The sequence below is a fragment of the Massilia sp. METH4 genome, assembly GCF_037094685.1.
In the GTDB taxonomy this organism is placed as follows: Bacteria; Pseudomonadota; Gammaproteobacteria; order Burkholderiales; family Burkholderiaceae_D; genus Rugamonas.
In genome coordinates, this window is the sequence record NZ_CP146614.1 from 6,661,315 (window position 1) to 6,681,620 (window position 20,306).

The 20,306-nt window shown below is 67.8% G+C and carries 17 protein-coding genes, 3 tRNA genes and 1 pseudogene; 10 read left to right on the plus strand and 11 right to left on the minus strand.

The annotated features are described in order from the left end of the window. The first annotated feature begins 58 nt into the window (after nt 1-58). From V6Z91_RS28880 to V6Z91_RS28900, 5 genes are all read left to right on the plus strand, one after another. Complete coding sequence (locus V6Z91_RS28880) at nt 59-1,291, plus strand: exonuclease SbcCD subunit D C-terminal domain-containing protein (RefSeq protein ID WP_338764512.1); 1,233 nt, start codon at nt 59-61, stop codon at nt 1,289-1,291. Then, a complete protein-coding gene (locus V6Z91_RS28885) occupies nt 1,288-5,088 on the plus strand; it encodes an AAA family ATPase (protein WP_338764514.1) in 3,801 nt (1,266 codons plus the stop codon). The genes V6Z91_RS28880 and V6Z91_RS28885 overlap by 4 nt, the downstream gene beginning before the upstream one ends. Before the next feature lie 37 nt (nt 5,089-5,125). Beyond that, entirely contained in the window at nt 5,126-5,335 is a 210-nt protein-coding gene (locus tag V6Z91_RS28890) for a hypothetical protein (RefSeq protein WP_338764517.1), read from the plus strand. A gap of 60 nt (nt 5,336-5,395) precedes the next feature. Next, the gene (locus V6Z91_RS28895; protein WP_338764520.1) at nt 5,396-6,283 is read left to right on the plus strand and encodes a hypothetical protein; all 888 of its coding nucleotides are present in this window, start codon (nt 5,396-5,398) and stop codon (nt 6,281-6,283) included. Between the two features lie 79 nt (nt 6,284-6,362). Then, nucleotides 6,363-7,505 carry a class I SAM-dependent methyltransferase gene (locus V6Z91_RS28900; RefSeq protein WP_338764523.1) on the plus strand — a complete coding sequence of 381 codons (1,143 nt, stop codon included), beginning with the start codon at nt 6,363-6,365 and terminating at the stop codon, nt 7,503-7,505. 9 nt (nt 7,506-7,514) lie between these two features. Here the strand turns inward: V6Z91_RS28900 and V6Z91_RS28905 are convergent, their stop codons facing one another. Further along, a complete protein-coding gene (locus V6Z91_RS28905) occupies nt 7,515-7,844 on the minus strand; it encodes a low molecular weight protein tyrosine phosphatase family protein (RefSeq protein ID WP_338764526.1) in 330 nt (109 codons plus the stop codon). A 327-nt stretch (nt 7,845-8,171) separates the two neighbouring features. Between V6Z91_RS28905 and V6Z91_RS28910 the strand changes: the two genes are divergently transcribed. From V6Z91_RS28910 to dbpA, 4 genes and pseudogenes are all read left to right on the plus strand, one after another. Next, nucleotides 8,172-8,248 (plus strand) — tRNA-Met (locus V6Z91_RS28910). Between the two features lie 81 nt (nt 8,249-8,329). Next, a pseudogene (locus V6Z91_RS28915) lies at nt 8,330-8,683 on the plus strand (alkaline phosphatase family protein); the annotation flags it as partial. A gap of 105 nt (nt 8,684-8,788) precedes the next feature. Further along, on the plus strand, nt 8,789-9,013 hold the full coding sequence (locus V6Z91_RS28920) for a hypothetical protein (RefSeq protein WP_338764529.1): 225 nt from the start codon (nt 8,789-8,791) through the stop codon (nt 9,011-9,013). 62 nt (nt 9,014-9,075) lie between these two features. Beyond that, complete coding sequence (gene dbpA, locus V6Z91_RS28925; RefSeq protein WP_338764532.1) at nt 9,076-10,482, plus strand: ATP-dependent RNA helicase DbpA; 1,407 nt, start codon at nt 9,076-9,078, stop codon at nt 10,480-10,482. Between the two features lie 13 nt (nt 10,483-10,495). Here dbpA and V6Z91_RS28930 read toward each other — a convergent pair whose 3' ends face one another. After that, nucleotides 10,496-11,701 carry an MFS transporter gene (locus V6Z91_RS28930; RefSeq protein ID WP_338764535.1) on the minus strand — a complete coding sequence of 402 codons (1,206 nt, stop codon included), beginning with the start codon at nt 11,699-11,701 and terminating at the stop codon, nt 10,496-10,498. 86 nt (nt 11,702-11,787) lie between these two features. Between V6Z91_RS28930 and V6Z91_RS28935 the strand changes: the two genes are divergently transcribed. Further along, nucleotides 11,788-12,582 carry a helix-turn-helix transcriptional regulator gene (locus V6Z91_RS28935; RefSeq protein WP_338764538.1) on the plus strand — a complete coding sequence of 265 codons (795 nt, stop codon included), beginning with the start codon at nt 11,788-11,790 and terminating at the stop codon, nt 12,580-12,582. 212 nt (nt 12,583-12,794) lie between these two features. Here V6Z91_RS28935 and V6Z91_RS28940 read toward each other — a convergent pair whose 3' ends face one another. From V6Z91_RS28940 to ctaD, 9 genes are all read right to left on the minus strand, one after another. After that, nucleotides 12,795-14,441 carry an amidase gene (locus V6Z91_RS28940; protein ID WP_338764540.1) on the minus strand — a complete coding sequence of 549 codons (1,647 nt, stop codon included), beginning with the start codon at nt 14,439-14,441 and terminating at the stop codon, nt 12,795-12,797. Nucleotides 14,442-14,576: 135 nt separating this feature from the next. Then, complete coding sequence (locus V6Z91_RS28945) at nt 14,577-15,152, minus strand: elongation factor P (protein ID WP_338764542.1); 576 nt, start codon at nt 15,150-15,152, stop codon at nt 14,577-14,579. A 67-nt stretch (nt 15,153-15,219) separates the two neighbouring features. Next, on the minus strand, nt 15,220-16,374 hold the full coding sequence (earP, locus tag V6Z91_RS28950; protein ID WP_338772098.1) for an elongation factor P maturation arginine rhamnosyltransferase EarP: 1,155 nt from the start codon (nt 16,372-16,374) through the stop codon (nt 15,220-15,222). 63 nt (nt 16,375-16,437) lie between these two features. Continuing rightward, nucleotides 16,438-16,513 (minus strand) — tRNA-Glu (locus V6Z91_RS28955). Between the two features lie 57 nt (nt 16,514-16,570). After that, nucleotides 16,571-16,646: transfer RNA gene (locus tag V6Z91_RS28960), tRNA-Glu, on the minus strand. Between the two features lie 110 nt (nt 16,647-16,756). Further along, the gene (locus tag V6Z91_RS28965; protein WP_338772100.1) at nt 16,757-17,062 is read right to left on the minus strand and encodes a cytochrome C oxidase subunit IV family protein; all 306 of its coding nucleotides are present in this window, start codon (nt 17,060-17,062) and stop codon (nt 16,757-16,759) included. Between the two features lie 10 nt (nt 17,063-17,072). Continuing rightward, nucleotides 17,073-17,768, minus strand: coding sequence for a heme-copper oxidase subunit III family protein (locus V6Z91_RS28970; protein ID WP_338764544.1), 696 nt, complete (start codon nt 17,766-17,768; stop codon nt 17,073-17,075). Nucleotides 17,769-17,781: 13 nt separating this feature from the next. Further along, nucleotides 17,782-18,447 (minus strand): cytochrome c oxidase subunit 3, encoded by a 666-nt coding sequence (locus tag V6Z91_RS28975; protein WP_338764546.1) that lies wholly within the window; start codon nt 18,445-18,447, stop codon nt 17,782-17,784. Further along, a complete protein-coding gene (gene ctaD, locus V6Z91_RS28980; protein ID WP_338764548.1) occupies nt 18,444-20,291 on the minus strand; it encodes a cytochrome c oxidase subunit I in 1,848 nt (615 codons plus the stop codon). The genes V6Z91_RS28975 and ctaD overlap by 4 nt, the downstream gene beginning before the upstream one ends. Nucleotides 20,292-20,306: the final 15 nt, after the last annotated feature.

Below are 20,306 nucleotides of genomic sequence, written 5' to 3' on the forward strand. Positions count from 1 at the left end.
GCGCGCGCGATGCGCTACACTGTCGCGCTTCCCGTTCCGGCAATTTCACTAGCGTCCGATGCGCCTGCTGCATACCTCGGACTGGCACCTGGGCCAGTCGCTCCATAACTTCGACCGGCACTACGAGCACCAGTGCTTCCTCGACTGGCTGCTCGAGACGATCGTGGCCGAACAGGCCGACGCCCTGCTGATCGCCGGCGACGTGTTCGACAACGCCAACCCGTCCGCCGCCTCGCAGCGCCAGCTGTACCGCTTCCTGCGCCAGGCGCGCGCCGCCGCCCCCGGGCTGGACATCATGCTCGTGGCCGGCAACCACGACTCGCCCGGCCGCATCGACGCGCCCGGCCCCCTGCTGGAAGAACTGGGCACGCGCGTGGTGGGCAACGTGGAGCGCACGGCCGACGGCGCCATCGACGTGGCGCGCCTGGTGCACCCGCTGACGAACCGCGACGGCGCGGTGGCCGCCTGGTGCCTGGCCGTGCCGTTCCTGCGGCCCTCCGACGTGCCGCGCGTCGAGGAAGGGGGCGACGCGTACCTGGCCGGCATCGCGGAACTGTACCGGCAGACCCTGGCCCATGCGGAGACGCTGCGCCAGCCGGGCCAGGCGATCGTGGCGATGGGCCACTGCCACATGGTCGACGGCCAGATGTCGGCCGATTCCGAGCGCCGCATCGTGATCGGCGGCACCGAGATGCTCCCGGCCGGCATCTTCGGGCCGGCCATCGCCTATGCGGCGCTGGGCCACCTGCACCTGGCCCAGCAGATCGGCCGCCACGCGCACATCCGCTATTGCGGCAGCCCGCTGCCGCTGTCGTTCTCGGAAGTGCACTACCAGCACCAGGTGCTGCGCATCGACCTCGACGGCCCCGCGCTGCGCGAAACGGTGCCGGTCCATGTGCCGCGCGCCGTGCACCTGCTGCGCGTGCCCACGCGCCCCGCCCCGCTCGAGCAGGTGCTCGACGAGCTGGAAGCGCTGGACTTTCCGCTGGCGCCGGCCTATGCGCAACCCTACCTGGAGGTGCGCGTGCGGCTGGACGCGCCCGAACCCGGACTGCGCGCCCGGATCGAGGCCGCGCTGGAGGGCAAGCACGTGCGCCTGGCCAAGATCGAGACCACCAGCGGCCAGCGAGGCGGCGGCCTGGAAGAGGCGGCCGTATCGCTGGACCAGCTGGCGCAATTGCAGCCGGCCGAGGTGTTCGCCCGCCTGTACCGCCAGAAGTTCGGCGGCGACGCGCCGGACGACCAGTTGAGCGCCCTCGCCGAACTGCTGCTGGAGGATGCGACGCGATGAGGATCCTGCGCATCGGCGGCCGCAACCTGGCCTCGCTGGCCGATGAATTCTCGGTCGATTTCGGCAGCGATCCGCTTGCCTCCGCCGGCCTGTTCGCCATCAGCGGCCCCACCGGCGCCGGCAAGAGCACGCTGCTCGACGCCCTGTGCCTGGCCCTGTACGACCGCACGCCGCGCCTCGTGCATGCACGCGGCAAGACGCCCGACGTGGGCGATCCCATCGGTTCGGATGACAGCCGCACGCTGCTGCGCCGCGGCACGCCGGAAGGGTATGCCGAAGTCGATTTCGTCGGCAGCGACGGCGTGGCCTACCGGTCGCGCTGGAGCGTGCGCCGGTCCCGCACCAAGGCCAGCGGCGCCCTGCAGCCGACGGCAATGACGCTGCACAAGCTGCCCGAGCTGCAGCCGATCGGCGGCACCAAGACCGAGGTGAAGGCCGAGATCGAAGCGCGCATCGGCCTGAACTTCGACCAGTTCACGCGGGCCGTGCTGCTGGCCCAGAACGAGTTCGCCACCTTCCTGAAGGCGCAGGACGACGAGCGCGGCCTGCTGCTCGAAACGCTGACCGGCAGCACGATCTACAGCGACCTGTCGCGCCGCGCCCACGAGCGCCACAAGCTCGAGGCGCAGGCGCTGCAACAGATGCACGCGCGGCTGGCCGACCAGAAGCCCCTGTCCGGCGATGAGCGCCAGGAAACCGAACGGCAGGCGCGCGAGGCCGAGGCGGCGCTGGCCGTGCTCGACGCCCGCAAGGCCGCGCTGGAGACGGACCTGCGCTGGCACGAGGGCGCCGCCCGCCTGCTGGACGGCATCGCCGAGGCCGAGGCGACACGGCAGGCGCGCATCGCCGCCGTGGAAGCGGCGGCCCCGCGCCGCGCCGCGCTCGACAAGCTCGATGCCGTGCAGGAAGCGCGGCCGCTGCACGATGCCGTGCAGCGCGTGCAGGCCGACCTGGCGCAGGCGCAGGCCGCCATCGCGCGCTGCGGGCAGGAAGCGGCAGCGGCCGGCCAGGCCCAGGCCGCCGCGGCCGCCGCCCAGCAGCAGGCGGCGCACAACGTTGAAGCGGCCGAGGCGGCACGGCGCGACGCCGGGCCCCAGCTGGACCGGGCCAAGGCACTGGATGCCCGCATCGAGGCGATGCAGCCGCAGCACGTGCAAGCGCGGGCCGCGCGCGACGCGGCGGTGGCGGCCGTGACGAAGGCGGCGGCCGCGCTGTCGGACAAGCGCAATGAACGGCGCAACCTGGTGGCCGGCCAGGAGTTCGGCCATACATGGCTGGCAACGCATCGGCACTGGGCGGTGCTGGGCCAGCAATGGCCGCGCTGGGAAGAGCTGTTCACGCAGGCCGGCCGCGCGGCGCATCACGGCGCGGCGATCGGCGCGAAGCTGGCCGACGCGCAGCGGCGCGCCACCCGCCATCGCGACGAGGAGTTGGCCGCGCAGGCGGGACTGGCCGCCGCAACGGAAACCTTGCGCGCGGCCGAGGCCGAACGTGCCGCGGCGGCCGTAGCGCTGGCCGCCTTCGACGCCGAAGGGCTGGGCCTGCGGCGGGCGGAACTGGAAGCGCGCCGCGACGCGCTGCGCGAAGCCGAGCGGCTGTGGCTCGACCTGGCAACCAAGAACGAGCGCCACGCGGCCCTGGCAGCCCAGGCGGACCAGCTGGAACGGGCCCGCGCCGATGCGCAGGCGCTGGCCGACGGCGCCGGCACCGAACTCGCGGCCGGCAAGGCCGCGCTGGCGCAGGCCGAACGTTCGCTGGCCCTGGCCGAGGCGGCATGCGGCGAAAGCGTGGAGCAATTGCGCGCCGCGCTGGAAGACGGCGCGCCCTGCCCCGTGTGCGGCTCCGTCGAGCATCCCTATCACGGCAACGACCGGCTGCGCGGCATGCTCGATGCGCTGCGCGCCGACGTGGCGCGCTGGCGCAGCGCACAGGACCGGCTGATCGGCCAGGAAGCGACACAGCGCGCGCTGGCCACGTCGAGCGCGAGCCGGCTGGAACAGGTGCGCGGGGAACTGGCCGCGCTCGCTCCGGCGCAGGCGGCGATCGCGGCGCGCTGGCAGGCCGCCTTGGCTGGCATCGACGACGCAGCGGACGGCGGCACCGCCGTGACCGATGCCGACCGCGCCGCGTGGCTGGCCGCGCGCCTGGCCGCCGCCGCGGCGCTGTTGCAGGACGTGGCGCGGCAGGAGCAGGCGCTGCGGCAGGCGGGCGCGGTGCGCGACCGCGCCCAGCAGGCCTGCGAACGGGCCGCCGCGGAACAGGCGCGCTGGCAGGCCGGCGCCGCCACGGCCGCGACGGCATTGGCCCAGGCACAGGCCCAGGCCGAGGCACTGACATCGCAGCACATCGACGCCGTGCATCATCTCGACGCCCTGCTGGACGACCTCGATGCCGCGTTCGCCGATGCGCCGGATGGCGGCGAGGGCTGGAAGGACGCCTGGCGCCAGGACCCGGAGCATTTCCACGCACTGCGGCAGGCGGAGAGCCGCCAATGGCAGAAGCAGCAGGTTGACCTGGAAGAGCGCGCCGCAAGGATCGCCGCGCTGGACATCGAACTGGCGGCCCTGCAGGAGGCCCATGCGAAAGTGGCGGGCGACGAACAGGCCGCCCGCGCCGCCTTCCTGGCGGCGGACGAGGCACTGCAGGCCGCCCGTGCCCAGCGGGTGGCGCTGTGGAATGGGGCGCCGGTGGGCGAGGTGGAAGCGCGGCTGCGCGCCGCCTGCGAGGCGGCCCATGCCGCCCTGCGCACCCAGCAGGAAGCCGGCCAGCAGGCTGCCCAGCAACGCGCCCGCTGCGACGAGGCGCTGGCGCAGGCGCGGCGGCGCTCCGCCGAACTGGAAGAGGCATCGCGGGAGGTACAGGGCAGGCTGGCCGAGTGGCTCGACGCATTCCATCGCGACCATGCCGAGCCGGACCTGTTCGCGCCCACGGTCGCCCTGGCCAATCAGGTGGCCTCGATGGACGAGCTGCTGGCGCTGCTGGCCCATCCGCTGGAGGCGATCCGCGCCGAGCGGCACGCCTTGCAGGCGCTGGACGAGGCCATTGCGCAGGCCGTGACCGTGCTGCGCGAGCGCGAGGCGCAACTGGAGCGGCATCGCGCCACGGCGCCGGACGGGTCCGAGCTGGGTGCAAGTCCCCTGCGCGAGGCGCTCGAAGCGCTGACAGCCGAGCGGCGCACGGCCCAGGAACACGCGTCGGCCCTGAAGGTGGCGCTGGCGCAGGACGACGAGCGCCGCCGCCGCGCCAGCGCGATGCTGGCCGACCTGGAAAAGCAGGAAGCGGGCGAGCGGCGCTGGGCCCGGCTGGCGGAACTGATCGGCTCGGCCGACGGCAAGAAGTTCCGCAACTATGCCCAGCAATTCACGCTGGACGTGCTGCTCGGCTATGCCAATGCCCACCTGCGGCAACTGGCTCCCCGCTACCAGCTGCTGCGCATCGACAACCCTTCGCAACCGTCGCTGGGCCTGCTGGTGCGCGACCTGCACATGGGCGACGACCTGCGCTCGGTGCACTCGCTGTCCGGCGGCGAATCGTTCCTCGTGTCGCTGGCGTTGGCGCTGGGCCTCGCATCGCTGTCGTCCAACCGGGTGCGCGTGGAATCGCTGTTCATCGACGAAGGTTTCGGCAGCCTGGATGCGGAAACGCTGCGCGTGGCGATGGATGCGCTGGACAACCTGCAAGCCATGGGCCGCAAGGTCGGCGTCATTTCGCACGTGCAGGAGATGACGGAACGGATCGCCACGCGTATTCTCGTGCAGCCCGGTGCGGGCGGGCGCAGCCATGTGAGCGTGGCCTGATAGAATGGGCGCTCATAGTTCCCTGGTTTCGATAAGCATGTTTAAAGCTCCACGCACCCTGACGTTCAAATGCGCGAAATGCGCCAAGGCGGTGAAAGTTACCGTTCAGAAAGTATCTGCCTGCTCGCACATCACGCCGTACTCCGGCGTGTGTTCCTGCGGCGAAGTGAAACTGCACGCCATCGGGCAGGCGGACGCCGTGCAGGCGTACCTGGCCTCGAACGGCCTGTGGACCCACCACCACTGACGTCCTCAAGTATTCGGCCAACGTGTCGATGTAGAGGGACACTGTAAAAAGAGGCCAGCCATGTCTTCGCTCTCTCCACTCGGCACCCGCCAGTACCAGAACACCGCCCTCACCGGCTCCACCCAGCAGGGCGCGCGCGGCAATGCCGCCGTGCCGCAGGCGGCGGCCACGAAAGCCAGCAGCGACGTTGCCCTCTCGTCGGGCGCGGTCGACCTGCAGCAGCGCCTCGATTCGCTGGGCAACGACACCATCGACCTGGCCCAGGGTTTCCTCGGCAAGTTCGCGCAGCAGCTGCTGGGCGACGGCGCGAAGGGCGCCACGATCGCGTTCGATTCCGTGTCGCTCGAAACGTCGGCATCGGTGGCCGCCGGCGTGATGCGCGGTGAAGGCGCCAAAGGCGTCGGCAAGGCATCGGCCTTCAGCCTGAACGAAAGCTCGCAATTCCTCGGCAAGGGAACGATCACGCTCGCCGACGGCACCAAGTACGATTTCGAGGTGGAGGTGCGCTACGAAGCGTCGATGTCGGCTGGCTTTGCCGGCACGGACGAGGAGCCCGGGAAGACGGCGTTGCAATTGCCGGCATTCGAATTTCCCGAGATCGAGTGGCCGGGCAGCCTGGGCGACCTGTTCAAGCTGATGGACAAGCAGATCTCCGGCGACGTCAAGGATGGCGAGAGCGGCGATGTGCTGGGCAACCTGTCCGTGCGGCTGATGAAGCTCGTCAACAGCGCGCAATCGCTCGACACGTATGCCCCGCCGTCGCCCGTGAAGGCGTATGTGGACGAAGCGGCAACGGACAGGACGCCGGCGCCGGTCAAGGTGCCGGACAATGCACAGGCGCCGGCGAAGGTGCCAGTGAAGGTGCCGGACAATGCGCCGGCGCCGCAATCGGCGGCCAACATCCCGTTGACAATCTCGACCACTCCGCCGCCGGGCGACGAAGCCTGACCGGCTATAATACGTGCCACCGACCGAAACCGCCGTGCAGGCGGTTTCGCCGTTTACCACCCTTCAGAACTGGCACGACATGGAAACCACCCTCCTCCACTGGACCGAACAAGGAACCGACCGTTCCGCCCGCTGGCATTCGGAGGCAGGGATGCCGCCGCCGAAGCGTGTCGTGGTCGCCGACGACACGATGAACGCCGACACGGCCTACCGCCTGGCCTGCGAAGGCACGGCGCTGCTGTGGCGCGGCGACTTCCAGAATGCCCGGCAATTGCTGCAGGCGCTGGCGCGGCGCGCCGACGGCAAGCATGGCAAGGGCAAGAAAAAGCCGGCCAAGGTGCCGGCCACGCCGACCGAAGCGTTCCACCTGCACCGGCAGGCGCAGTCGCAGCGCGCGCGCACGCTGGCGATGCTCCTGATTCCATTCGAGCCCGGCTACACGATCCCGCTGCGCCGCGCGCCGGACGTGAAGCTTGCCTGCAACGAGGCCTATGGCCGCGGCGAGGATGCATTCGTGATCTCGCTGCGCGAGCTGCTGGGCCTCGTCGGCGCGCACGAGTGGCGCAAGGCCGGGGTGGAGATTCCGGCGCTGGGCGCGCGCATCCATCCGCACTACGGCGTTTTCTCGCCGGTGCGGGGCGAGTACGTTCAACTGGTGGCGGAGACGCCGCTGCCGAAGAAGACGGATGTGGCCTTCGACATCGGCGCCGGCACCGGCGTGCTCTCCGCCGTGCTGGCGCGGCGCGGCGTGCCGCGCGTGATCGCCACCGACATGGACCGCCGCGCCCTCTCCTGCGCGCGCGATAACATTGGCCGCCTAGGCCTGGAAGACCAGGTCGAGCTGCTGGAAGCGGACCTGTTCCCGCCCGGCCGCGCTCCGCTCGTCGTCTGCAACCCGCCGTGGGTGCCGGCGAGGCCCGGCTCGTCCATCGAGCATGCGGTGTACGACCCGGACAGCCGCATGCTGAAGGGCTTCCTCGCGGGCTTGAAAGACCACCTGGCCGAGGGTGGCGAGGGCTGGCTGATCATGTCCGACCTGGCCGAGCACCTGGGCCTGCGGCCGCGCGCGCAACTGCTCGAGTGGATCGCCGCGGCCGGCCTCGTCGTTCTGGGCCGGCAGGACGTGCGGCCGGTGCACCCGAAGGCCGGCGACGCGACCGACCCGCTGCATGCAGCGCGCTCGGCCGAGGTGACGTCGCTGTGGCGGCTGGGGGCCGCTTGAACCGCCGGGTCAGGCGCGCTTGAGGAAGCGCCCGACCCGCGCCTCCAGCAGGCGCACCAGCGCGGGGTCCATGTATTCGTAGTCGTCGGGGATGTCCAGGCAGACCACGCGCTTGCCGTTCAGGTGGCTGCGGAACCGTGACGAGAGGCGGTTGCGGTGGGTCTTTTCCATCACGAAGATGATGTCGGCCCAGGCCACCTGCTCGGTCGAGAGCGGAATGTCCGCATCGGCGCCCAGGCCGGCCGAATCGGTTTCCACGCCGGGCCAGCTGGCAAAAACGTGTTCCGCCGTCGGGCTGCGCAGGCGGTTCTGGGTGCAGATGAAGAGTGCTCGGGTCATGATCGTTCAGCCAGGGGCTTGGTCAGGCGCGAAAGGACGATGCCCGATTGCTCGGCGGCGCCGCAGGGCATGCTGCGCCCCGATGATGAGCATCGCAAGGAAAGCAGTCGAAGCAAAACTGCCGTTGTTTTGCAACCAGCTCGGCAGTACCACACACCGCCAAGCCCTTGATTCTTCGAGTGTTGCCAAAATTCGGGGACAGTCCCCGAATTTTAGCAACATTGCTGTCGTGACAGTGCATTTTCCAGCCGCGATGGCGGTGAGCACTTCGATGCCGAGCATGGCCTTGCACAATACGCAGTGAGCGTATATAATTCTTGCCTCAGACGCGGGGTGGAGCAGTCTGGCAGCTCGTCGGGCTCATAACCCGAAGGTCACAGGTTCAAATCCTGTCCCCGCAACCAGAATTCGAAAACCGCCGGTTTCAGTGATGAAGCCGGCGGTTTTTCTTTGTGCCCGTGTCTTTATGCCCGACATAACGCGCCGCAGCGGGCGACCAGCACATCGTGAACGTGCTCGCGCACCTGGAAGCCTCGCCGCAGTGGAAGGACATGGCAGTGGCCGTGACGTTCGACGAGAACGGCGGCTGGGGGCCATGTCGCACCGCCGAAGGGCGACCGCTGGGGCCGGGCTCGCGCGTCCCGGCCATCGTGGTCTCACCGTTCGCCAAGCGGGCAACGTGGACCACGACTTCTATGTCACCACGTCGATCCAGCGCTTCATCACGCGCCGCTCCGATCTGCCGCTGCTCGAAGGACTGGCCCTGCGCAACAAGGCCTTTGCCGAACGGGGCGCGCAACCGCCGGGCGACCCTGACCGCGGCGCTGGCCTTCCGCTGACGGGCCGCCCGCCGCACAAAAGGTTGGCGCTGTGTTACACTGCGCGCCGCTTCAGATGAAAAGCCCGACTGACATAGCCGGGCTTTTGTTTTTGCACGCCACACGATGAGAGACAAGAAAGACAACGCGACGCTCGACCTGCCTGGCTTCGGCCCGGCCGCGCCGATGGAGCCGGAGCCGAAGGCGCCGCCGCCGCCGCGCGTGCGTCGCGCCCCCATCAAGCAGGAACAGCTCGAACTGCTCGCGCCGACCGACGCGACCGGCCTGCCCATCTGGCAGCGCGACGAGCACCTCGACGTGACCGGCCTGCCTGTCTGGCGCAAGGACTGAGCGCGGCCCGCCGGGCCACCCTGTTAGACTGATTCACCTCTTTTTGCCCCACGGGCCCCGCCATGACTTCCTTCGCTTCCCTGCCCCTTTCCGACGCCTTCCTCGCCAACCTCGAGACGCTGGGCTACCGCACGATGACGCCGATCCAGGCACAGAGCCTGCCGCCCGTGCTGGAAGGCCGCGACCTGATCGCGCAGGCCCAGACGGGCAGCGGCAAGACGGCCGCCTTCGGCATCGGCCTGCTGTACACGATCAACCCCGCGTGGTTTGCCACGCAGGCGCTGGTCATGTGCCCCACGCGCGAACTGGCGGACCAGGTGGCGAACGAATTGCGCCGGCTGGCGCGCAGCACCGGCAACATCAAGGTGCTGGTGCTGACGGGCGGCTCGCCGATGCGCCCGCAGATCGCCTCGCTGGAACATGGCGCCCACGTCGTGGTGGGCACGCCGGGCCGCATCCGCGACCACCTGTCGCGCCAGACGCTGGACCTGTCCACGATCCGCACGCTGGTGCTCGACGAGGCCGACCGCATGACGGACATGGGCTTCTACGACGACATCGCCGCGATCGTCAAGGAGTGCCCGAAGCGCCGCCAGACCTTGCTGTTCTCGGCCACCTACCCGGACGATATCCGCCAGGCCACGGAGCCGTTCCTGGCCGACCCGGTCGAGGTGGTGATCGAGGCGCAGCACACGCAGGCGACGATCGAGCAGCGCTTCTACGAGATCGGCTTCGACGAGCGCGACGAAGCGGTCGCGCGGCTGCTGCGGCACTTCAAGCCGGCGTCCGCCATCGTGTTCTGCAATACGAAGGCGCATTGCCGCGAACTGGTCGACACGCTGCGCGCGCAGGGCTTCTCGGCGCTGGCGCTGTACGGCGAACTGGAACAGCGCGACCGCGACGAGATCCTCGTGCTGTTCTCCAACCGCAGCTGCCAGATCCTGGTGGCCACGGACGTGGCCGCGCGCGGCCTCGACATCTCCGACCTGGAAGCGGTGATCAATGCCGACGTGTCCAAGGACGCCGAGGTGCATGTGCACCGCATCGGCCGCACGGGCCGTGCGGGCGGCAGCGGGCGCTCGCTTACCCTGTGCGCGCCGAACGAGAAGAAGTGGGTGAAGGCGATCGAGGAATACCAGAACGCCCCGGCCGAGTGGCACCCGCTGGCCGAACTGGATGCCGACGATCCGGGCCACGGCGATCCGGCGCCGATGCTTACGCTGTGCATCAGCGGCGGCAAGAAGGACAAGCTGCGCGCCGGCGACGTGCTCGGCGGCCTCACCGGCGACGCGAAGCTGGCCAAGGAACACGTGGGCAAGATCAACGTGACCGAGTTCCAGACCTATGTGGCGATCGACCGCAGGGTCGCCCACGATGCGTTCGCGCGGCTCAACGCCGCCAGCAAGCTGGCCGGCGACTTCGGCACGTTCAAGGGGCGCAACTTCAAGATGCGCTTCATAGACGTATAAGCGCGGCGCCCGATTATTTCTCCATCTTCGGCAGCAGCGCTGCGAAGATGCCCAGCAGCGGCAGGAACGATGCGAGGCGGTACACCGTGACGATGCCGGCCACGTCGGCGATGTGCCCCATCGCCGCGGCGCCGATGCCGCTGACGCCGAACATCAACCCGAAGAAGATCCCGGCGATCATGCCCACCTTGCCCGGCACCAGTTCCTGCGCGAACACGACGATCGCCGAGAACGCCGACGACATCACGAGGCCGATCACGACCGACAGCACCGCCGTCCAGGGGAGGTCCGCATAGGGCAGCGCCAGCGTGAATGGCGCCGCGCCCAGGATCGACACCCAGATCACGCGCTTGCGGCCGATGCGGTCGCCGATCGGACCGCCGGCGAAGGTGCCTGCCGCCACTGCCGCGAGGAACAGGAACAGGTACATCTGCGCCGTGTCCACCGACACGTGGAATCTCTCGATCAGGTAGAACGTGTAGTAGCTCGACAGGCTGGCCATGTAGATGTACTTCGAGAACACGAGCATCGCCAGGACGGCCAGCGCGCCGATCACCTTCCCGCGCGGCAGCGGCGATGCGTGCTGCACGGCCGCCTTGCGGACGGCGCTCTTCAGGTGACCGCCATACCAGCGGCTCACGCCCACCAGCACCACGACGGCGACCAGCACGAGCAGCGTGAACCAGGCAATCTTGCTCTGCCCGTGGCCGACGATGATCGCGGCGGCCAGCAGCGGCCCCAGTGCCGACCCGGCATTGCCGCCGACCTGGAACAGCGATTGTGCGAAGCCGAAGCGGCCGCCGGATGCGAGGCGTGCCACGCGCGAGGCTTCCGGGTGGAAGGTCGACGAACCGACGCCGATCATCCCCGCCGCCAGCAACAGCATGGGGAAACTTCCCGCGGTCGCCAGCAGCCCGACGCCGGCCAGGGTGACGCACATGCCGATGGGCAGCAGGAAGGGCAGCGGGCGCTTGTCCGTGTACAGGCCGATCCACGGCTGCAGCAGCGAGGCGGTGCACTGAAACGTGAGCGTGATCAGGCCGACCTGCGTGAAGCTCAAGGCGAATTCGTGCTTGAGCAACGGGTAGATCGACGGCAGCACGGCCTGCACGCAATCGTTGAGCAGGTGCACGAAGGCGACGGAAAACAGGATCTGCAGTATGGCGCCCTGCTGCGCCGGCGCGGCGGCGACGGGTGCTTTCGAAGCGTTGGTGGTCATGGCAACGGACAATGATGAGGTCAATGGCGGGGCTTGCCAGTGTATGATGTTCGGGCCGAACGCTTCTTCCAATTTTCGTCGCCAAAGTGACACTCCTCGCCTCCACGCTCTATTGCCCGCGGTTCCAGGCGCTGCCGCGGCCGGTAACCGCCGTGCCATCCGAAGCGCAACATGGCGAGCACGTGGTACCGCACAGCCACTCGTGGGTGCAACTGCTGTATGCGAGCGAAGGTGTGGTAAGGGTGCGCACCGACCTGGGCGTGTGGATCATCCCGCCGCGGCGCGCCCTGCTGATCGCGCCGGGCATCGTGCACGAGCTGACGATGCTGTCGCGCGTGAACATGCGCACCCTGTACATCGATGCGGCCGCCGCGGGCGCCCTTGTCGAGGGTTGCCGCGTGCTGGAAGTGAGCCCGCTGCTGCGCGAGCTGATCCTGGCCCTGTCAGCCGAGCCGGTCGACTACGCGGTACCGGGCCGCGGCGAACAGCTGGCGCAGCTGATCCTGTCGGAGCTGGCATCGATGGAAACCGTGCCGATCGCCGTGCCGTGGCCGCGCGACCGCCGCCTGCAGGCGCTGTGCGCGGACATCATGGCCGACCCGGGCAGCCGCCGCGCCCTCGAAGACCGCGCGCTGGATGCCGGCGCCAGCGCCCGCACGCTGATCCGGCTATTCCCGAAGGAGACCGGCCTGCACTACCGGCAATGGGTGCAGCAGGTGCACCTCGCCCACGCCTTCCCCATGCTGGCCCGCGGCGAAAGCGTCGCCACCATCGCAGCCAGCCTCGGCTACGCCAGTCCCAGTGCCTTCACAAGCATGTTCCGGCGCCTGCTGGGCAAGACCCCGCAGCATTACCTCACCGAATGGCGCGGCCCCGGCTGACGCCTGTCCCGCTCCATGCGGCTGAGCTAGTCGCAATACAACACCGGGGACTGTCCCTGCCAGCGGGGACTGTCCCTGTTGAGTGTCCCTGTTGAGTGGCGCGGCCCCGGCTGACACCGGTCCTGCCCCGTACGGTTGAGCTGGTCGCAATACAACATCGGGGACTGTCCCTGACACCGGGGACTGTCCCTGTCGTGAGTTTGCGACGCGGCTTAGCGGGTGATGGTGGCGGGGAATGTCGGGGCGCGGCGGTGGCGGGTGGCTTGTTCGAAGGCGTAGGCCATGCCGATCAGGGCAGCTTCGGTGAAGGCGGCGCCGACGAACGACAGGCCGACGGGCAAGCCGTGCACCTGGCCGGCGGGGACCGTGATGTGCGGGTAGCCGGCCACCGCGGCGGGCGACGAGAAGCTGCCCGAGAAGTGGTCGCCGTTGACGAAGTCCGTGAGCCAGGCCGGGCCACCCGTCGGCGCGACCAGCGCATCGAGCCGGTAGTGCTTCAAGGCGCGGTCGAGGCCTTCCTTGCGCGCATAGCGCCGGCTGTTGGCCAGGGCGGCGCGGTAGGTTTTGCTCTCGAGCCCATTCTTCGTCTGTGCCTGTTCCAGGTATTCCTGGCCGAAGTAGTTCAGCTCGGTCGCGGCGTTGCGCCGGTTGAACGCGATGACGTCGGCGATATTCGCGACCGGCGCGCCGGGCGCGTAGTCGCGCAGGTAATCCGCCAATCCCGCCTTGAATTCGTACAGCAGCACTTGCAGCTCGCTGTCGCCATACTTGTCCGTATTCGGCACTTGCACGTCGACCAGCTCGGCGCCCCTGGCGCGCAACACGTCCAGCGCCTTGCCGATCGCGCCATCCAGGTCATGGTTGTAGCCGAAGAAGTTGCGCGCGACGCCCAGCCGCTTGCCGCGCAACGCGTTCGGGTCCAACGCGGCGGCGTAGTCCACCCGCCTGGCATTGGCGGTGACCGCATCCCGCGGGTCCGGTCCGGCCATCGCCGCCAGCAGCAGCGCGGCGTCGGTGACGCTGCGCGTCATCGGCCCGGCCGTGTCCTGCGATGCGGAAATCGGAATGATGCCGCTGCGGCTGACGAGGCCGACCGTGGGCTTGATGCCGACCAGGCCGCAGATCGATGCGGGCGACACGATGGAGCCATCCGTCTCCGTGCCGACGGACAGCGTGGCGAGACTGGCCGCCATCGCGGCCGCGGAGCCTGAACTGGAACCGCTGCAGTTGCGGTCGAGCGCGTACGGATTGCGGGTCAGGCCGCCGCGGGCACTCCAGCCGCTGGTCGAATGGGTCGAGCGCATGTTCGCCCACTCGGACAGGTTGGTCTTGCCCAGGATGACGGCGCCGGCCCGCCGCAGCTGCGCCGTCACGTGCGCGTCGCGCGCGGCGCGCACGCCTTGCAGTGCCAGCGAACCAGCCGTGGTACTCATCTTGTCGGCGGTCGCGATATTGTCCTTCAGCAGGACCGGAATGCCATGCAGCGGGCCACGCAGCTTGCCGGCCTGCCGCTCGCGGTCGAGCGCGCGCGCGATCTGCGGCGCGTCGGGATTGAGTTCGATGACGGCGTTGATGCGGGGACCGGCCTTGTCGATCTTCGCGATCCGGGCGAGGTAGAGCGCTACCAGCGCCTGCGACGTGAGCTTGCCGGCAGCCATCAGCTCCTGCTGGCGCCGCACACCGGCCTCGAGGACGGCATCCGGCGCCGCTGCCGCTTTCGCCCCTGCCGCCCCTGCCGCCCCTGCCGCCCCTGCCACCCCTGCCGCCCCTGCCGCTCCTGCCGTCGCTTCGGCCGCTCCCGCCATCGCGGCCATGCCGCCCGCCGCCACGCCCAGCCTTACGAAATCCCTGCGCTCCATCCGATCCTCTTCGCCACGGTCAATCGCGCAAGCATAGCAGCCCGGCAGCAACATGAACATGCGCGGCGCCCGCAAAGCCGGGACGAAAAAAAACGCCGCGCGAGGCGGCGTTCTTTTGCAGCGATACGCGAAAGCTTAGTTGCGGATCACGCGCTTGTATTCGTTGGTGCGGGTGTCGATTTCGATGAAATCGTCCTGGCTCACGAACAGCGGCACCTGCACGGTGTGGCGCTTCGATTCGATCGCGTTTTCGATCTTGGCTTCCTTCAGCACGTTGCCGGACGTGTTGCCCTTGACGGCCGGCTCCGAGTAAACGATCTGGCGCACGATGGTGGTCGGCAGTTCCACGGAGATGGCCTTGCCGTCGTAGAACACGGCTTCGCATTCCATGCCGTCTTTCAGGTAGTTCAGCGCGTCGCCCAGGTTCTCTTCTTCGATTTCGTACTGGTTGTACTCTTCATCCATGAACACGTACAGCGGATCGGCGAAGTACGAGTAGGTGACCGGCTTCTTGTCCAGGATGACCACGTCGAACTTGTCATCGCCGCGGAACACGTTTTCCAGCGGAGCGTTGGTCAGAAGATTCTTCATCTTCCACTTGTAGGTGAAGCCCGTGCGGCTCGAACCGTTGACGTCGGAGCGCAGCACGATGAAGGGCTTGGCGTCAACCATGATGATGTTGCCAACACGAATTTCTTTTGCGGGTTTCATAAGAGAGAGTACCTACTAAAAATGGGTTTCAGTAACCGCTCATCATACCATGTTCTTCATACGGCGCCTACCGCAGGGAACGGGCGAATGTCAGCAGATTCGAGGCCAGGTCGCCATTTTCCAACATCGCATTTTGCCAATTGGCAGAGCGGCATGCCAATTGATCGATACTGCCGGACAAGCTTTGCCAGAGGCCCTGCCAATCCGTATTTTCTTCAACGCCGTTGAATGCCAGCGTGAATCGTTCGAGTGCCTCGAATTGAGGGCCAGCCTCGCCATTGCAATAGCGCGATATAAATGCGCGCAGTTTTTTATGGTGCAGGTTTTCATCCTGCGGATAAATGTGCCAGATGAATGGACGATTTGCCCACTGCGCCCGCACGAACGAATCCTCGCCCCGCACGATATTCACGTCGCAAGCCCACAGCAGCCGGTCGTAATCGGGCTGCGGCACGAATGGCAGGACCCGCACCGTCAGCATGCCTTGCGTATGCACCGCACCGGCCACCGGATCGGCGCCCAGGAAGGCGCGCACCTCGTCCCTGGCCACGCCCTCCGGCACCAGGCATGCCACCGGTGAGCCACCCTGCCGCCAGGCATCGAACAGCCCGGCCACCGGCCCGTGCGGGTAGCAGAACAGCGATACCTTGCATGCGGCCTGCTCGGCGGCAGTCAGGCCGACTTTGCCGAGAAAGGTCGACACCGCCGCCGGATCGCCCCGGTACCGGTCGCGCTCTTCAAGCAAGAGCGCCTCGCGCAGCAGGCCGCCCGTCCTGGCTGTAAAGCCGGGAAAGAAGAAATGCTTCGTCAACGGCAGGCGCGGATGCATCGACGGCAAGGTGTGGCATCCCTCGACCCACTCCTCGGCAGTCAAGCCTTCCAGGTTCAGCCACACGGGCTTCGATTGCCGTTGCGCCATCGCGGTCACGTAGCCAGGCGGAATATCGACGGCAAAGAATTCGATGACGATGTCGGCCACGTCTTCGGGGAACCAGGTACCCTCCTGGTCGCGCCAGTGATAGATGGCCACGCCCTCCACTTCCTGGGCCGGCGCATCGGGAGACACCTGAGGGCAGATACGCTCGAAGCTCTTCAGGTCGTCCACCCACAGGGTCACGGCAATGCCGTGCTCGCGGACCAGTTGGCGTGCGAGACGCCAGCAGATGCCGATATCGCCATAGTTGTCGACGACCTTGCAGAACAGTGCGAGCGTAGGATTCATGGCGGGGACCCGTAATGACAAAGCCGCACTGGAACTGGCGTTCCGAGTGCGGCCCGATATTCTTGGCGTCCCCACGGGGATTCGAACCCCGGTACTCACCGTGAAAGGGTGATGTCCTAGGCCTCTAGACGATGGGGACCCTGGACTGGCTTTGACATTTCTTCCCAAAAAACGAAAACCCGTTTCTCGAAAAGCTTGGCGTCCCCACGGGGATTCGAACCCCGGTACTCACCGTGAAAGGGTGATGTCCTAGGCCTCTAGACGATGGGGACGTCGTAAAAGCGTGCGCGCATTATAGCACCGGGCCGCGAGACGTTACAAGGGTGAAAGTCGTACTGCCCGGCAAGAGCACTTGCCGGATTCCGTCACGGTGCGGCACGGGTCAGCCGGCCAGGCCGCTGCGCAGCAGGTGCACGTAATCGGACTCGGCCGCCATCAATCCCGCCAGCACGAGGAGCGCCGCTGGGGGAATCACGACCACGCAGATCAGTGCCAGCCGCTCCCAGCGCAGGTGCATGAACACGGCCACGATCAGGGCTGCCTTCGCCATCATCAGCGCAAGGATCAAAGTCCAGCGCAGCACGCCTTCCAGGTGCAACACGTCGACGAGATACGACAACGCGCTGAGCACGAAGAGCAGGCCCCACACTTTCAGGTACATCGCCACCGGATGCTGCTGGCCTTCCATCATGCCCTCCTCACCACAGGTAGAACAGCGCAAAAATGAACACCCACACCAGGTCGACGAAGTGCCAGTACAGGCCGGCGATCTCGACGATGTCATACCCCTTGCGCTCGTAGGCACCTCGCGCGACGCGCCACGCCACGATGGCAAGATAGATCACGCCGGCACTCACGTGCAGGCCGTGGAACCCCGTGATCATGAAGAAGCTGGCGCCGAACTGCGCCGAGCCCATCGGGTTACCCCACGGCCGCACGCCTTCCGCGATCAGCTTGCTCCACTCGAACGCCTGCATGCCGACGAACAGCGCGCCGAACGCGACGGTCAGTGCCATCAGGGCGGCGCAGCGCCTGCGGTCGCGCCGATAGGCATGGTTGACGGCCATCGCCATGGTGCCGCTGCTCGAGATCAGCACGAAGGTCATGATGGCGATGAGGATCAGCGGCAGGTGGACACCGCCGATGGTCAGCGCGAACACTTCGCTGGGGTTCGGCCACTCGGTCGTGGTGGCCATGCGCACCGACATGTAGCCGGTGAGGAAGGTGCCGAAGATGAAGGTGTCGCTGAGCAGGAAGATCCACATCATCGCCTTGCCCCACGGGACGTGGAACATCTGGCGGTCGCCGGACAGGTCGGCCGCCATGCCGGTCCAGCCTGCCTCGGCCGGCAGCGGGGCCGCATGTGCCGCGGTGGCGTCGGGTTGGGCGGACATCGTCCCTACTCCGTCAACGTACCGGGATGCCGACCGCGGCGCAGATATCGCGCACCACGCTCGGCGTCATCCAGAACAGCAAGGCGAACACGGCCAGCCACAGCAGCAGCAAGGCATGCCAATAACGCGCGCACAGCGCCAGGCCTTCGGCAAGCCGGGCGCCCTCGTCGGCCCGCCAGCGCGCCAGCACCCAGGCGGCCGCCAGCATGCCGCCGGCCACGTGTACGATGTGCAGCCCCGTCAGCATGTAGAAGAAGGCGGCAGCCGGCCCGGCCGTGACGTCGAGCTGTTGTGCCGACATGGTGCTCCACGCCCATAACTGGCTTCCGACGAACGCGGCCGAGATTACCCAGGCGAGCACGCCGAGCCGGCCGGCCCGCGACTCGCGCTGCCGCCGCGCGGCCCGCGCGGCCATCAGCCACGCGGCGTCGCCGGCCACCAGCAATCCCGTCGACAGCCACAGCTGCCACGGCACCGGCGGCAGCACGCGCCAGTCCTCGTAGGTGATGCGCATCAGGTAGGCGGCGCCAAACAGCGCGAACAGCGTGCACACGACGCCGATGAAAGCCCACAGGCCCACTTCCCGGGTGTTGTAGGGTGCCGGTCCGGAACCGGGCCAGTAACCATCCGGCACGAAGCCCGAGCGGAAATCGCTGGACAACCACTTGCGCAGCTTCATGTTCGTAGCCCTCCTTCGACCGGACCAGGGGCGCCCGGCAGCGCGCGGCCGCCCGCGTGTTCGTCGTCATCAGGCCCTGCCTCCGGCCCCACGTTCTGCGGCAGGTAATCCCCTTCCGGGCCATCCCGGCCATACCCGTACGGGCCGCGATACACCACGGGCAGTTGCGGCCCCCAGTTGCCGTGGACCGGTGGCGTCTGCGGCGTTTGCCATTCCAGGCTGGCGGCGCGCCAGGGATTGGCACCGGCCGGCCGCCCGCGCCGCGCACTCCAGGCCAGGTTAAACAGGAACAGCAACTGCGCGATGCCGACGACGAGCGCCGCCACCGTGATGAACGCGTTCAGCGACTGTGCCGAAGGCGGGATGAAGTTGTAGTTGTCGTAGGCATAGTAGCGGCGCGGCATGCCGAGCAAGCCCAGGTAATGCATCGGGAAGAAGATCGCGTAGGCACCGAGGAACGTGATCCAGAAATGCAGCTGCGCCAGGCCTTCGTGGTACATGCGCCCGGTCACCTTCGGGTACCAGTGGTAGATGCCGCCGAACACGGCCAGCACGGGCGACACGCCCATCACCATGTGGAAGTGGGCGACGACGAAATAGGTGTTCGACAGGGGAATGTCCACGCTGACATTGCCGAGGAACAGGCCGGTCAGCCCGCCGATGAGGAAGGTGCTGATGAAGCCCAGCGCGAACAGCATCGGCGCCGTCAGGTGGATGTCGCCGCGCCACAGGGTGAGCGTCCAGTTGTAGACCTTCAGCGCTGTAGGCACCGCGATCACGAGCGTGGTGATGGCGAAGAAGAAGCCGAACCACGGGTGCATCCCGGACACATACATGTGGTGCGCCCACACGACGAACGACAGCGCGCCGATGATGACGATCGCCCAGACCATCATGCGATAGCCGAAGATGCACTTGCGGGCGTGCACGCTGATCAGGTCGGAGATGATGCCGAACGCGGGCAGCGCCACGATGTAGACCTCGGGGTGCCCGAAGAACCAGAACAGGTGCTGGAACAGCAGCGGGCTGCCGCCGCTGTAGTTCAGCGGCTGGCCCATCGACACGATCGCCGGCATGAAGAAGCTGGTGCCCAGCACGCGGTCGAGCAACATCATCACGCCGGACACGAACAGCGCCGGGAACGCCAGCAGCGCCAGGATGGTGGCGATGAAGATGCCCCACACGGTAAGCGGCATGCGCATCAGCGTCATGCCGCGCGTGCGCGCCTGCAGGATCGTCGTCACGTAATTCAGGCCGCCCATCGTGGCGGCGACGATGAACACGAGCAGCGAGACGAGCATGACGACGATGCCTGCCTCGACGCCGGGCGTGCCTGGCAGGATGGCCTGCGGCGGATACAGCGTCCAGCCCGCGCCCGTGGGGCCGCCCGGCACGAAGAAACTGGCGCACAGGATCGCGACGGCGAGCAGGTAGAACCAGAAGCTCAGCATGTTCAGGTAGGGGAACACCATGTCGCGCGCGCCGACCATCAGGGGAATCAGGTAATTGCCGAAGCCGCCCAGGAAGATCGCCGTCAGCAGGTAGATCACCATGATCATGCCGTGCATGGTGATGTACTGGTAATAGCTGGTGGGGTCGATGAACTCGAACTTGCCGGGAAAGCCCAGCTGCAGGCGCATCAGGTCGGACAGCACGATGCCGATCACGCCCACCACCAGGGCGGTCATCGTGTACTGGATCGCGATCACCTTGTGATCCTGGCTCCACACATAGCGGGTCCAGAAGCTGGCCGGTGCATGTGCGTCATGCGCGCCCTCACGCGGCGCGCCGGGAGCGCCCGGCCCGGCGGCTTCCCTCTTCTCGTCGATCTCGTCGGACATCATGCCTCCGCGGCACCG